Below are 14,673 nucleotides of genomic sequence, written 5' to 3'. Positions count from 1 at the left end.
GGTGTACATAAAAGTTGATATGGGTAACAACAACCTGAGATTGTATTTTATTGATGCTATTAGGGCATGGGCCATCCTTATGATGCTACAGGGGCATTTCGTGGATGGGTTGCTGGATAATGCATTTAGGGATAGCTCCAATACGGTTTTTTCTGTGTGGAAATATTTTAGGGGGGTTACGGCACCCGTCTTTTTTACGGTTTCAGGATTCATATTTACTTATCTCCTAATTAAAGGGGACAAGATAGGATTTAATAACCCAAGGGTTAAAAAGGGGGTTAAAAGGGGCTTGCAATTATTGGCCATAGGCTACTTGCTTAGATTGAACTTTTTCGGACTCTTAAAGGGGCAGATCTATGGTTCCTTTTATTTGGTAGATGTGCTGCACTGTATCGGTCTGTCCATTTTGGGGATCATCTGTATTTATCTTCTGACCATTTCTAGAAATAAATATTTGTTCCCAGGGGTGTTATTGGCCACTACCCTAGTTTTATTTGTACTGGAACCCAACTATAAGCAATACGCCCATGTTTATATGCCGGAATTGCTGGCCAACTACCTGACCAAGGCCAATGGGTCCGTGTTTACCATTATACCGTGGTTCGGTTATGCCACTATCGGGGCATTTATGTCCGTGCTGTTCCATAGGTTCAAGAATTTTAAATATTTATATCCAGCCGCCATTATCAGTTTTACCATAGTAGGTATTGGTCTATTGTTTTTTTCCTCTGGCTTTTTTTTAGCGTTGTATGACTGGACAGGAATGCTACTGTTTTCCAAAGTTTATTTTAATAACTATCTGTTCATACGTTTGGGGGACGTTTCCTTGGTATTTGCCGTATTTATGCTGTTCAGAAAATTTATGGAAAATATTACCGTGCTGAAGATCGGGCAAAGCACCCTATCCGTTTATGTGATCCATTACATTATATTGTACGGAAGTTTCACCGGTATTGGGCTGTACTATTTTTTAAACCATAGTCTCTCCCCTACCTTTGTAATTCCAGGAGCCCTTGTCTTTATATTGGCAACAACTTTGTTGGCGCTACAATACGAAAGGAACAAAGCGTATTTAAAATTGCAAGTGTCCACCGCTGTCAAGACCGTCCAATTAAAGGGAGAGTCCTGGTTGAACGATGAGGGTCTACCCCTATTAAAAGCTTTTGTCCTAAAAACCAAGCTAATATTGATACGCTTATTTAGAATGGTAAAAAATTAGGAGTTCTATCTTTCTACTACTTGTGATTGACTTATTTTCGCACAAAAATATATAGATGAGCGAGATGAAAAATAAATTCTCACCAATTGCGGTGGAATTGGAGAAGGATAAAAAATACAAGTGGTGTACCTGTAGCCATAGTAACGTTCAACCATTTTGTGATGGTTCCCATAAGGCGGAAAACGCTTCGCCCCCTATGTTCTTTGTTGTTGAAGAGGATAAAAGGGCCCATTTATGTACTTGTAAATTAACCAAAAATCCGCCATTTTGTGATGGTACCCACAAGTTGTAAATACAATGCCATTGCCTAAATTATTTCCAAGGCTTCAATAATCCTTTAAGGCCATGCCATCTCCACTACGGAGGAAGATAGGCCAGCCAAGTAACTTTTAAAACTATATAAAACAAAAGCCCCGTTAGATACTGTCCAACGGGGCTTTTATAATCAATTTGTTTAATTTAAACGTGAAGGGCCCTGTTATCGGTGGCCGCCAAAGCAGCTTCTTTCACCGCCTCCGCAAAGGTTGGATGTGCGTGGCTCATTCTGGAGATATCTTCGGCGGATGCCCTAAATTCCATTGCCGTAACCGCCTCGGCAATTAAATCGGCCATTCTGGCTCCGATCATATGTACTCCCAAAACTTCATCGGTCTCCTTGTCCGCCAAAATTTTTACAAACCCATCCAGGTCCATACTGGCCCTGGCCCGTCCAAGTGCACGCATAGGAAACTGACCTACTTTATAGGCTACTCCGGCTTCTTTTAATTGTTCTTCCGTTTTACCTACTGCGGCCACTTCCGGCCAAGTGTAAACTACTCCTGGAATAAGGTTATAATCGATATGTGGTTTTTGTCCCGCCAATATTTCGGCTACAAAGGTTCCCTCCTCTTCGGCCTTATGCGCCAACATGGCACCCCTTACCACATCGCCAATAGCATAAATATTGGAAACATTGGTCTGTAAATGCCCATTTACGGCAATGGTGCCGTTCTTTTCCAATTCAACACCGGAAGCTTCGATGTTCAATCCATCGGTAAAAGGTCTTCGTCCCACGGAAACCAGGCAATAATCTCCTTTAAAGCTTATCTCCTCCCCTTTTTTATCCTCCGCTACAACAGTTACTTCCTTACCTTTGGCCTCTACCGATTTCACTTTATGGGATAAATTAAAATTTACCTTTTGTTTCTTCATTACTTTCAACAATTCTTTTGAAAGTGCCGCGTCCATTCCGGGAATAATCCGATCCATGTATTCGATCACCGTTACCTCGGCCCCTAATCTTTTGTAGACCTGTCCCAATTCCAACCCAATTACGCCACCTCCAATAACGATAAGATGTTTGGGGATTTCTTTTAGTTTTAGGGCCTCTGTAGATGTAATAACGCGCTCCTTGTCCAATTTGATAAAGGGCAGACTGGATGGCTTGGATCCCGTGGCTATAATTATGTTTTTGGCCTCAATGGTCTCTGTTTTGCCATCGTTCTTTTTGATGTTGATGTGGGTGGCATCCTTGAAGCTTCCCAGACCTTCATACACCTCAATTTTATTTTTGTCCATTAAAAACTTTACCCCGGCACAGGTCTGATCTACCACGGCCTGTTTCCTTCCGATCATTTTCTCAAGGTTGATTTTGATTTCTCCTGGAATTTCAATTCCATGATCTTCAAAATGTTTTACGGCATCTTCGTAATGGTGGGAAGAGTCCAATAAGGCTTTGGAGGGAATACATCCTACATTAAGGCATGTACCGCCCAAAGTTGCATATTTTTCTATTATTGCAGTCTTCATTCCTAACTGGGCACAACGGATAGCTGCAACATATCCACCAGGGCCGGAACCTATAATGGCTACATCGTATTGGGTCATATTATTTAGGTATTGATAAAATTAGTTTCATTATTGTGTTTACAAAAATACGAATGTTTTATTGTTGGACAACATTCATATTTTAAGGGATATTAACGCATTAGGAGTTTTTTTTGAAAGTTATATCTTTAAATTAAGGTCTCTCCCGATAACCAATGGGATAAGTTACCGGATAAAATTATCATAAATAACACATTAGCAACTAAATATAAGTTGAACTCACTGTAAATAGTCGGATACTTTAAAACTCGTAAGGGCCAATGTGTACTATAGGGTTTGCAGAAGCGATATCAAAATCGTAATATTACGAAGAAACAAATAGCCTCTAAATGCAGAACCTGAGCACCAATCCCGCTGGCCCTGAAAATGAACATATTGTAGAAAACACGGAATTAAGTCTGTGGCAAGCCCTTCTCCCGGTAATGCTTTTGATGTTGATGTTGGCCTATAATATCTTCTATGCGGACGGAGCATGGTTTGGGGAATATTCCAATCAGATCATATTATTATTGGGAGGTGCTATTAGTGCCATAGTTGGGTTTTTTAATAGGACTTCCTTTAAAACAATGGGACTAGAAGTCTTGGAAAATCTAAAAAGCGTTCTTGTTCCCATAATGATTTTATTTTTGGTAGGGGCATTGGCTGGTACTTGGTTGGTGAGCGGTGTTATCCCTGCCATGGTATATTATGGGCTGCAAGTTTTGAACCCCTCCATTTTTTTACCGGCTTCAGTGATTATAGCCGCTATTATTTCTGTAGCTACCGGTAGTTCATGGACAACCTCTGCCACAGTAGGCATTGCACTTGTGGGCATTGGGACCGCTTTGGGCATTTACCCTGGTATGATTGCAGGCGCCGTAATTTCCGGAGCTTATTTTGGGGATAAGATGTCCCCCCTGAGCGATACCACCAATCTGGCGCCCGCCATGGCGGGGACCGATCTGTTTACCCATATAAAATACATGGCCATTACAACGATACCCACCATTTTGATAACCTTGGTTTTTTTTACCATTATCAGTTTTAATATAGAGACTACTGGGAGCGCGGATGTTAGTGCCCTCTTGGCCACTATCAATAATACCTTTAATATAAGTCCATATTTATTTATTGTGCCCATTGTGGTCATTGCGCTTATTCTACTTAAAACCAAGCCATTGGTGGCACTCGGTTCGGGGGTGGCCTTGGCCGGGGTATTTGCCCTATTTTTTCAAACAGAAGTATTAAAAACCCTTTCGGATTCCAATCTAACGGCCATTTTCAATGCTATTTTTACCGATACCGCCATAGTTACGGAAAACGAAAAGTTGAACGATCTTTTTAGCGCTGGAGGCATGGAAGGTATGATATGGACCATATTACTTATATGCTGTGCCATGATATTTGGTGGCATTATGGACGGCATTGGGGCCTTGGCCCGAATTACAAAATCCTTATTGTCCATTGCCAGTTCCATATTTGGATTGTTTGCAAGTACCGTAATGAGCTGTATAGGTCTTAACGCTATTGCCAGTGATCAATACCTGGCGATCGTTATCCCTGGCAAAATGTTTAAGAAAGCCTTTCATGATAAGGGATTGGCCCCGGAAAATTTAAGCAGGACTTTGGAGGATTCGGGAACCGTAACTTCTGTTTTGATACCCTGGAATACCTGTGGGGCCTATCAGTCCGGGGTACTTGGAGTTGGTGTGGCCGAATATTTCATATATGCCATATTCAATTGGTTAAGTCCTTTTATGACCCTGTTCTTTGCTGCCCTGCACATAAAGATCAGGCAGCTAAAAACATCTACTGCAGTGGCTTAATTCAAAATTGATTCTTGGAAACAGGATTTCATTATATCCAATGGATTTAGGTACATGATAAAATTGTCTTAACCAGGTTTCTCGGAAAATCCGTTTTATCCCAAACCCTAAAGCCTGCCTTTCCGGTAGGCAGGGGAACCTGATTTTCCTTGATTTCTCCCCTACCCGACTACATCGTTCCCGTCCGTACCGGAACCTGGCGGACAGGCGGGTGTAATTCGCATATCTTCATTTGAGTTTGCCCGCCAGAATGAATTTTTTGGGCTGGCGACCAAATTTTGGCGGTGCCCATTTCATATACGGACTAACTATGGACTAACTATGGACTAACTATGGAGTATCTATGGACTAACTATGGAGTATCTATGGACTAACTATGGAGTATCTATGGAGTATCTATGGACTAACTATTGATTAACTATGGAGTATCTATGGACTAACTATGGACTAACTATGGATTAACTATGGACTAACTATGGAGTATCTATGGACTATCTATGGACTAACTATGGAGTATCTATGGACTATCTATGGAAAAATTTCTATCTTATTACTATTCACACACAACTTTTGGGATTGATCCCGCTTTAATATATGCAAAAACAAATGGCCAGGGGAAGTCTCATATTCGGTAAAAAAAAGCACGGGTAGAATTGTACCCGTGCTTGCTTTCAACATAACTAATTCATTACTCGATAGGCCTTATTTCGGACAATGTATTTGTGGCCGTTTCTACAGGGTCGCCAAAAACTACATCAAAATAAAGTGTCCCTGTAATGGTATCAAAATAGGAGGCTTCTGTAATGGTTGCTCCAAATGCAGGTTCTAGTTGTATTTTTAATTGGTCCGGGTTTCCGTTGTGCATATCGGTTGTCAGATTGAAACCTACAAACCAACCGGCCGCTGTACCAAAAGCCTTAACTCTGTATTTGTAATCACCTTGATCTGGATGTAACTCAACGATATCCGATTCTGTTCTAAAATATCCGGAAGAATTGGACCAAGTATACTTTCCTTCTAGGGATTTTTTCACTTCTACATAAATAACTTCCTGATTTACCAAGGTTCCTTCCAATAAACCGGATTGATCTACTTCAAAGGCCATTAGGTAACGGTCCTCACCGTCTAATTCAATACCCGAAGTATCTACGGAATAATCCACATTTACGGTATTGGATCCAGCTGTTATAACTCCATTATTAATACTTATTTTATCTATCCCAACGGGCATAAAATCTGTCCCATTAGCTGTATTATATTCCGCAACCAATGCGTTATTTGGCACTAAATTTATAGGCATATCTTCTAGCAAGGACGAATTTAATCTTGCTGTAAAAGTACCACTGGCCGATGCTGTATTTGTAAGTAGCTCCAGGGGATTATCTGCCCCATCAAAAGACAATCTAATCTCTTCCAGGATTACCTTTACAAATATTGGTTTATCCTGGTCAATAACATAGCTTGCGGTATTTTCCATTCGTAACGGTAATAAATAAGAATTAGAAGCATCTATTAGTGCCGCATGTACGCTAATATTTGAGGTTACCAATTGCTCGTTAAATGAAATATCACCAATAGTGTAAGCAGTTTCTGGAAGTAACTCATAAAAAGTGCCATTCTCTAAATTGTAATCAAGAACATCCTGTAGTGAAATACTATAATCAATTTTAGACACCTCTAAAGTTGTAAAATTTGTAGTGGCCTCCAACACAATTTCTTGCGCTATATCTACCCCTGAAATAAACGACAGCTCTGTTACAGTGTCCAAATCCAAAACAGTTACCGTTGGTTGATCAAAATTTAGTTGTAGCAATATGTTTGAATAATCACTGTCAATAGCGGTTACATTTTGGGTACCGGAAATTCTAATGGGCAATATATAATTGGAAGCGGCTTCTGGCTGAGATTCAAATAAATCATTGGGCCTGAAATTGATGGAAAACTCCACAGCCATGGATTCCATTGGAAATGTTAAACTTTCAGGCATGGTATAATAGGAATCCGGCAATAATTGGTAATCCGTACCTTCATTACTATTGTAGGTTTCCAGTAATTCTGGGGCAACATCTATTGTTAATGCTACTTCCTTAGATAGACCTTTGGTACGCTCAACAATAATTTCCTTTTCAAACTCTGGATACGTTGTAATTACATCCACAATTTGAAAATTTCTTTCCGATACAAATACATCGGAGATAACTGAAGCAGTATCCAGTTCATTCTCATATTCAAAACTACATCCTAGAAATAGGAGTATAGCACTTATTAGGACTATATGTTTATATATTTTCATAATTTTTAAGGTTTAGATTAAACTAAGGAACAATTATTAATAAAAAGGAGCTTGAACAAGTTCCTTGTTAAAAGCAACCTCTGACGCTCTAATTGGAAACATATAATGTTCAGTTCTAAACAACCTATTTTGTATAACGGTATTCGTGAAAAAATCAGGATCCATATCATAGGTCCCCGTAGTTAAATCAAAGCCATGAACGGGCCGATTGAATACCCCTTCTACCCCATGACCAATAAACCAGCGTCTAACGTCAAAGAAACGATGGCCTTCCCAAGATAATTCAACCCTTCTCTCTTGTCTTATCATTTCTCTCATTTCCTCTTTCGTATAAGTTCCTGAATAGCCTGTTATACCAGATCTATTTCTTATGGCATTTAAATATTGTAGCACTTCCCCCTGGGCAGAAGCACCGGCATATTCATTCATTGCTTCGGCATAATTAAGATAAATTTCACCTAAACGAATCTCTGGATAGGGAACGTTGGGAGAATAAACAGGCTCCACACCATCACTCCCCTTATAGGTAGTAGTTTCAAGAGGTATATGTTTTCTTGGTGTTAATCCTGTATAGTTTCGATCCCCCCCTGAAGAGATTAATCCAGAGTTCCCTGTATAATAAAAGCCTAAGCGATATAGAGCATCCGGGTGGCTAGCTGGAGGATATCCTACTTCCATATTTGGAAAATGTACCGAGGCGTAAAATCGTGGTTCACGATTTACAAACATTGAAAATGTATTTTCAACCGTACCATTGCTCACTGTATTGGAAAATGATAGGTTATCGAACCAATCGTCAATTGGAGGCGCCGTTGTTCCATCTGCCATAAAATAAGCATTCGCAAGTTCCAAAGTAAGGGAGTTTCTACCACTCCACCCTGAAAATACTCCAGGGAGACATCCACTTACCCACCAATTTGTATCGGATGGTCTAGCCCATATGAGTTCATTGTTCCATGTAGTGGTAATTTTCCGATAATTTTCAACATACCCATCAAATGAATCCTCTTGTGCCTCTAATAGCGAGTAGTTTCCTGTATTTATTACAGCCTTTGCCGCATCCGCTGCCAGTTTCCATTTCTCATTGTCATAGGTCTGCGAAATTAGTTGCGTACCATCATTATTTCTCCAATTGGCATACACACTATTGCCATTATACATGGGACTTGCCGCATATAATAGGATACGGGATTTCATTGCCAATGCCGCTCCTTTTGTTGGAAAACCATATTCTGACGGAAGGCTTACATCACTTAAACCAGGAATTGATGCATCCAATTCGCTCACTAACCAGTCTACACATTCTTCCATAGTATTTCTTCCCAACAAAGCACTTCCATCTTCATTTTGCACCCCGGTAGATGCTACTATTGGTATAGGGCCATAAGCCCGTAAAAGCCAAAAATGATACATTGCACGCATAAAACGAGTTTCGGACACAAGGCGTGTTCGTTCCAATTCTCCCATATCCTTAACTTCCTCTATATTCTCCAAGAATATATTGGCATGGCGAATACCCTGATAATATCTAGAGAAAAAATAGATACCATAGGAGGCGGAGGGCTGAGATGGATTAATTTGTCCCAAATACATGGTTTGAACATGCCAATCGACCAAGTTTGCCGCATCATCGGTAGCTGCCAAAAAAGGCTGATAAAAAGAAGAACTTGCTAGCATATCTATATAATAATCACTGCTAAATAATTGTGCATGCCATTTTTCTACTTCTGATCTACTTGCAAAAACTTTTTCCAGGGTATTCAATTGTTCTGGATCTTGATCTAAATAATCTGAGCAACTAAATATAAAAAGCGATAATATTGATATTAATAATATTCGTTTCATCTGTTATATTTTTTAAAATGATACATTAAATCCTAAGAACAATGATGCTTGGATAGGGTAAGCGGCAGCCCCTGTTTCAGGATCCCAGAAATCTTTTGCGAACTTGCTAAAAGTCACCAAGTTAACTCCTGTTAAATAAATACGGGATTTATCAATTTTTATAAAATTTTCAGGAACAGAAAAGGTATAACCAAGCTCTAGATTTCGTAATCGAAGGTAATTGGCATCCCTTACCCACCAAGTAGAGGCTTTGTAATTATTTTGATCCTGGCCAACATAGAGACGTGGCGCAAAAGCATTGGGATCTGGATTTTCCGGCGTCCATCTATCTTGAAAATTATCAATCAAGGAACCTAAATATTTTGGATCCCTATCCGCCTGGAATGGATAAAAATACCATGCAGCATTTATATAGGATGAAGCCCCGGCACTTCCTTGAAAAAGAAAAGAAAAATCAAAATTCTTATATTCCATTGAAGCTCCAAAACCAAAAACGACATCTGGAGTAGAAGGGTTAGCTGCAAAAATACGGTCATCCTCATTAATTTTACCATCGTCATTTACATCCCTATACTTTATATCACCTGGCCTAAGCTGAGTTTTATCCAAGCTAAATTGATCGTAATAATCTGGTAAGGCCTGAATCTCTTCTTCCGAAAATAAATGTTCTGCATCATACAAAAGTCGTTCTCCATAACGGGTTCCACGGGCATCCTGCCAAGAATTTGCATAATAACGGCCATCTTCAAGGATTTTATTCCTAGCATAAGTAAAGTTACCCCTTGCAGTAAGCGTTAAATCGCCCAACACCCTACTATACTCTATGGACATATCAAAACCCTTATTCTCCATTACCCCATCATTGGACCAAATGGAATTGCGAATTCCCTCAACTTCAGAGGTCTGTGGCTGCAGAAAAATATTTTCTCTTTTTTCATAAAAGATATCTGTATTTATACGCAGGTCACGATATAACCCAAGTTCTATACCCAAATTATATTTTGTTGCAACCTCCCATGTAATATCGGTGGAGCCGATTTGGTCTTCTTGAAGTCCCTCAATTCCCTGGTCATAATTTTGACCAAAACCAGAATATCCAGGTGCCCCAACTATAGTAGATAAATAAGCAAAACGTGTAGATCCAATTTGATCCGACCCCACTTGTCCTAAAGAACCACGAAGCTTTAACCAAGTAACCACTTCATTATCTTCAAGAAATTCTTCCTTTGAGGCCAACCAACCCACGGCAAGGGATGGGAAAAAGCCCATTCTTTGGCCTTTTGGAAAGTTCTCAGAACCATTATACCCCAAATTTGTTTCAATAAAATATTTAGAATCATAGGCATAGGTTACCCTACCCGAAAGTCCTAAAGACCTATTGGGCAAGCTATTTATATAAGAATCAGAGGTATTGGTGCTAAAACTTCTCATGTTAAAAAGTATCAGCCCTCCAAAACTATGTTTGTCAAACGCGTTATCGTAATTTAAAGAGGTCTCAAAATACTGTGTCCTATCACCCCAGGCCGTTGAACTATAATTAAGGTAATCTGTATTATCTGCAGTACCGTAGGTATTGTAATTCAATTCTCCATCCTCATTACGACCAATAGCCGTTATGTACTCAATATTTCGCAATCTTTCGGTACGGTTCCAATTCACCGCATCAAAAGCGTACTTCATATTGGCACTTAATCCTTCTGTAATACTATTTAAATTTTGCTGAATAGATAGGTTACTTCTAAGAACATTACCAATAGTTTCCATATGTCCTCTTTGCGTCAACAAATTATATGGGTTTTGCATTACTTCCCTTTGAGCCAATTGTCCGTCCTTATATTGTAAGGGATATGCATAAGGTGATGAGTTTACGATCCAATTATAAACTGAATCAGATCCTTCGTTTACATCACCTGCAGGTTCTTTATTTTCAGATATATTTCCTTGAAGGCCCAATGAAACTGTGGTAGATTCGGACAGATCCATGTCTACATTAGATCTAAAATTATAACGTAAGTACTTTACATTACTTCCAAAATCTCCAATTGAACTAGAAACCCAAGAATACTCTCCTGGGTTGATATTATATTGGCCTTCTTGATTATATACAGATGTAGCTACAAAATATCGGGCCTTTTCACCCCCACCTGATATATTGACACTCAACTTTTGCGTAGCAGTGATATCTTGCATTAATGCCTCCTGCCAGTCAACATCTGGATACAATTCCAAATCGGTATGATCTCGAAATGCATCTAATGCCTCTTGGCTAAACTTAAGAGACTGGGAAGAACCCGGTGTTGCATCAATCCCTTCATTGAATAAGGTGGCTTGCTCGAAGGCGTTCAAATAGCTCGGTCGCTTTGTCGCCCATGCCCAACCCTGTTCCAACCTTGCATCAATTTTTGCTTCTCCTTTAACCCCTTTACGGGTGTTGACCAAGATAACACCATTAGCTCCCCTTACACCGTAAACAGCCGTAGCACTCGCATCTTTTAAAACACTAAAAGATTCTATCTCAATAGGATCTACATCACTTAGTGGTCTTTCTATACCATCTACTAAAACCAAAGGGTTTTGATTACCCGTAAAAGTACTGATACCTCTAATCCAAAATTGAGCATCATCCTTACCCGGCTCTCCGGAGCGTTGAACGGCCAACACCCCGGACACTCGCCCTGCCAATGAATTGGATAATGAACGTATAGGAACATCAAGTTCTGCGGGCTTTATAGATTCTATTGCGCCAACAACCGATTCCTTTTTCTGTCTACCAAATCCTATAGCGACTACTTCCTCCAATCCGAATGTAGATTCCTCCAAAACAATGTTGACATTGGATTGTCCATTAAGTGGCACCTCTTTGGTTACATAACCAATATATGAAACCACTAAAGTTGCGTTTATATTTGACACATTTATTGAAAAATTTCCGTCAAAATCTGCTTGGGAACCATTTGTGGTGCCTTTTTCTAGAATATTTGCACCAGGTAAGTTTTCACCATTTGCATCCTTAACAGTACCATTGATGGTGTTCTGCCATTTTAACGTACCTGATTGGGTAGGAGTAGATGGCTCCAATATTTTAATTGGAAGAATTTTCCTTTTTGTAAGAATGATTTGCTTGTCTATAATATCGAAGTCGATGTTCGTGTTTTTAAACACTATTTTTAAGACCTCATCAATGCGTTTCTTTTTAAATTTGAACGTAACTTTTTTACCCAAGTCCAAAGCGGAATTTTCATAAAAGAATTTGAAATCGGTAACGTGTTCTATCTTTTCAAATAGTATCGACTCAATACTTTCATTTTTAATATCTAATGTAATTCTGGTTTTCTGGGAATAAGTACTGGCATTGATCTGAAACAAACATGCAAACAGCAGTAGAGTCGTTAGTTTCATTTTTAAATCAATATTTAATACACCAAAGATGTAATGCTTTCCTGCATTTTTCATATTTTTGTTTTGATTAAATGGTTATTTAATAGCTTTTTTTAATTGAATTGCGAATCGGGAGATGCTGGTACCATTTCCCGATTTTTATTATTGATGGTGGTTCACTTCATGTTTTATTATAGGTTTAAGGGTTAATAATAATATTGTTCTTAGTGATGATATAGTTAAAATTATTTGTCTTTTGAAAGGTTCTTAAGATTTGTTCTACCGTTTCTATATCAAAACGGCCAGTAAATTTTTTCTCTTCTAAAGCTTTATAATTGTTAGTGACTACAACATTATAGTGGCGCTGCAATTTCTTAACAACTGAACCAAAGCTTTCATTCTTGAAAAAGAGGGTACCATCTATCCATGAAATATGCTCAGATATATTAACTTGTTCTATAGAAATTTCTGCACCATTGGTTTTAGATGCCATTTCATGGGGCCTTAGCATTACATTAGGCTTAAAATTGGGCTGCCCTGAATTATCTTTTACTCCTACACTACCTTCAATTAGCACTACTTCAGTAAATAAATCATCCGTATACGAGGATATATTAAATTCGGTTCCATAAACTTCTATGGTCATTTCATTGGCCCTTACGATAAAAGGGGAATTTTTGTTCTTACTAACCTTAAAATAGCCTTCTCCTTGTAAAAAAACCTCTCTTTTCCCTCCTTTCTGAAATTTATTGGGATATCTTAAACTGGATCCGGCATTTAAGAATACGTGGGTTTGATCTGGCAGCAATACTTGAAAAGTTTTTCCATAAGGAACGCGAAGAACATTGAACACAATTTCACCGTCTTCAGTACCTAACCCTTGATAGTCCAAAGTGTTTTTATTTTGCTTCGCCAGAACCTCTCCGTGCTTACCAGTAAGATTTTTTATGACAGAAGTATCCAGGACTTTTACTCCACTACCTTCCACTTCCAATGTTACTTGATTTTCGGGAAGTTCAAGTGCCGTATTTTGGTTAAAATAAAACACAGAATAACCCAATGCAATTAAGCCAATAAACACTGCTGCATACTTTAAAATAGTAGCTCGCAAACTTTTATATTTCATTGCAATTGCAACTTCTTTGTCAAATGTTGCATCTTCGAATAATTTAAAAGCCTTCTTTATATCATAAACTTTATTCTTATAGTAAGAGTGTATAAATTCCCTAAAATACTTTTGATTATTTTCTTTGGAAATCCAATCTTTAAGATGGTCTAAATCCTCTTCCGAAATTGTATTTTGAAGATATTGTCTTATTATTATCTTTATGCTTTTTTTCACTTTAGCTTATCTAGTTTACATTATGACAATCAAGAAAGGTATTGCCATGCATTTTTTTAATCTTTTTTTTAATTTCGATTATGCATGAAGAGTTCGATCGGATAATTTATGATGAAGATGTGATGCTGGATAGGATTCGGGTAGGCGATAAACAAACATATCGCTTACTTTTTGAGAATTACTACAAAGTTCTAATTTTGTATGCCTCCAGTCTGACCAAAAATGAAACAAAAGCGGAAGATTTGGCACAAAATGCTTTTATAAACCTTTGGACAAAAAGAGACACTCTGGAAATTCGGACCTCCGTTAAAAGCTATCTCTATAAATCCGTCTATAATTTATTTATCAACGATTATAGGAAGGAGTTGCGAAATAACAATGTTCTCGACAAAATACATTATGAGGTATTGCTGCAATCACTTGAGGAAGAGGAACAATCAATTAAAATTAAGTTAGATTGGGTCAACAAGGAAATTGATTCATTGCCCCCTAAATCCAAGGAGATATTTATAATGAATAAAAGAAGGGGATTAACTTACAAGGAAATTTCAAAAATTTTGGATATTTCCGAAAACACTGTGGAGAGTCATATAAGTCGAGCCTTAAAGCGAATAAGACAGAATATTCCAAAATCACTTTTATTTCTACTATTTTCAGTCCCCAGCTCTTTTAAAACAGGGCCTAAATCTTAAGAGTACAGTAAGTACAATATACACCGTTGTGTTTGATGGTGTCTCCTGCCCAAGGATATCTCCCTACCTTCTCTTTTCGCGGAATGCAACAGCAAAGGGCATCTCTCCCCAATGTGTCGAATAAGTTGAAACGGTATTGCCGATATAAGCCCAACCTGATCTCGGAAGTGCAGATACCCCTACCCATCTCTATAACTTAAATATATGAACGGTATCGCAGTCCATCAAAAACC

General features: G+C 38.6%; 9 protein-coding genes. 4 read left to right on the top strand and 5 right to left on the bottom strand.

What is annotated here, in order from left to right; translation table 11 throughout:
* Nucleotides 1-19 precede the first annotated feature (19 nt).
* Entirely contained in the window at nucleotides 20-1,219 is a 1,200-nt protein-coding gene (locus D0S24_RS05385; RefSeq protein WP_117018838.1) for a heparan-alpha-glucosaminide N-acetyltransferase domain-containing protein, read from the top strand.
* A gap of 55 nt (nucleotides 1,220-1,274) precedes the next feature.
* Complete coding sequence (locus tag D0S24_RS05380) at nucleotides 1,275-1,511, top strand: CDGSH iron-sulfur domain-containing protein (protein ID WP_117018837.1); 237 nt, start codon at nucleotides 1,275-1,277, stop codon at nucleotides 1,509-1,511.
* 167 nt (nucleotides 1,512-1,678) lie between these two features.
* On the opposite strand, the gene lpdA is transcribed toward D0S24_RS05380, so the two are convergent.
* Nucleotides 1,679-3,085, bottom strand: a complete 1,407-nt coding sequence (lpdA, locus tag D0S24_RS05375) for a dihydrolipoyl dehydrogenase (protein ID WP_117018836.1) — start codon at nucleotides 3,083-3,085, stop codon at nucleotides 1,679-1,681.
* A 329-nt stretch (nucleotides 3,086-3,414) separates the two neighbouring features.
* Here lpdA and D0S24_RS05370 point away from each other — a divergent pair, with 329 nt between their 5' ends.
* A complete protein-coding gene (locus D0S24_RS05370) occupies nucleotides 3,415-4,890 on the top strand; it encodes a Na+/H+ antiporter NhaC family protein (protein WP_117018835.1) in 1,476 nt (491 codons plus the stop codon).
* Between the two features lie 688 nt (nucleotides 4,891-5,578).
* On the opposite strand, the gene D0S24_RS05365 is transcribed toward D0S24_RS05370, so the two are convergent.
* From D0S24_RS05365 to D0S24_RS05350, 4 genes are all read right to left on the bottom strand, one after another.
* Complete coding sequence (locus D0S24_RS05365; RefSeq protein ID WP_117018834.1) at nucleotides 5,579-7,183, bottom strand: DUF1735 domain-containing protein; 1,605 nt, start codon at nucleotides 7,181-7,183, stop codon at nucleotides 5,579-5,581.
* Nucleotides 7,184-7,219: 36 nt separating this feature from the next.
* On the bottom strand, nucleotides 7,220-9,028 hold the full coding sequence (locus tag D0S24_RS05360; protein WP_117018833.1) for a RagB/SusD family nutrient uptake outer membrane protein: 1,809 nt from the start codon (nucleotides 9,026-9,028) through the stop codon (nucleotides 7,220-7,222).
* A 12-nt stretch (nucleotides 9,029-9,040) separates the two neighbouring features.
* Nucleotides 9,041-12,427, bottom strand: coding sequence for a TonB-dependent receptor (locus D0S24_RS05355; protein WP_117019318.1), 3,387 nt, complete (start codon nucleotides 12,425-12,427; stop codon nucleotides 9,041-9,043).
* A gap of 178 nt (nucleotides 12,428-12,605) precedes the next feature.
* Complete coding sequence (locus tag D0S24_RS05350; protein ID WP_117018832.1) at nucleotides 12,606-13,748, bottom strand: FecR family protein; 1,143 nt, start codon at nucleotides 13,746-13,748, stop codon at nucleotides 12,606-12,608.
* 80 nt (nucleotides 13,749-13,828) lie between these two features.
* Between D0S24_RS05350 and D0S24_RS05345 the strand changes: the two genes are divergently transcribed.
* The gene (locus D0S24_RS05345) at nucleotides 13,829-14,440 is read left to right on the top strand and encodes an RNA polymerase sigma factor (protein WP_117018831.1); all 612 of its coding nucleotides are present in this window, start codon (nucleotides 13,829-13,831) and stop codon (nucleotides 14,438-14,440) included.
* Nucleotides 14,441-14,673: the final 233 nt, after the last annotated feature.

It is taken from the genome of Arenibacter sp. P308M17, from assembly GCF_003426735.1.
Classification (GTDB): Bacteria; Bacteroidota; Bacteroidia; order Flavobacteriales; family Flavobacteriaceae; genus Arenibacter.
Note: the sequence above shows the minus strand (reverse complement) of the source record. Positions and strands in the feature narration are given on the sequence as shown.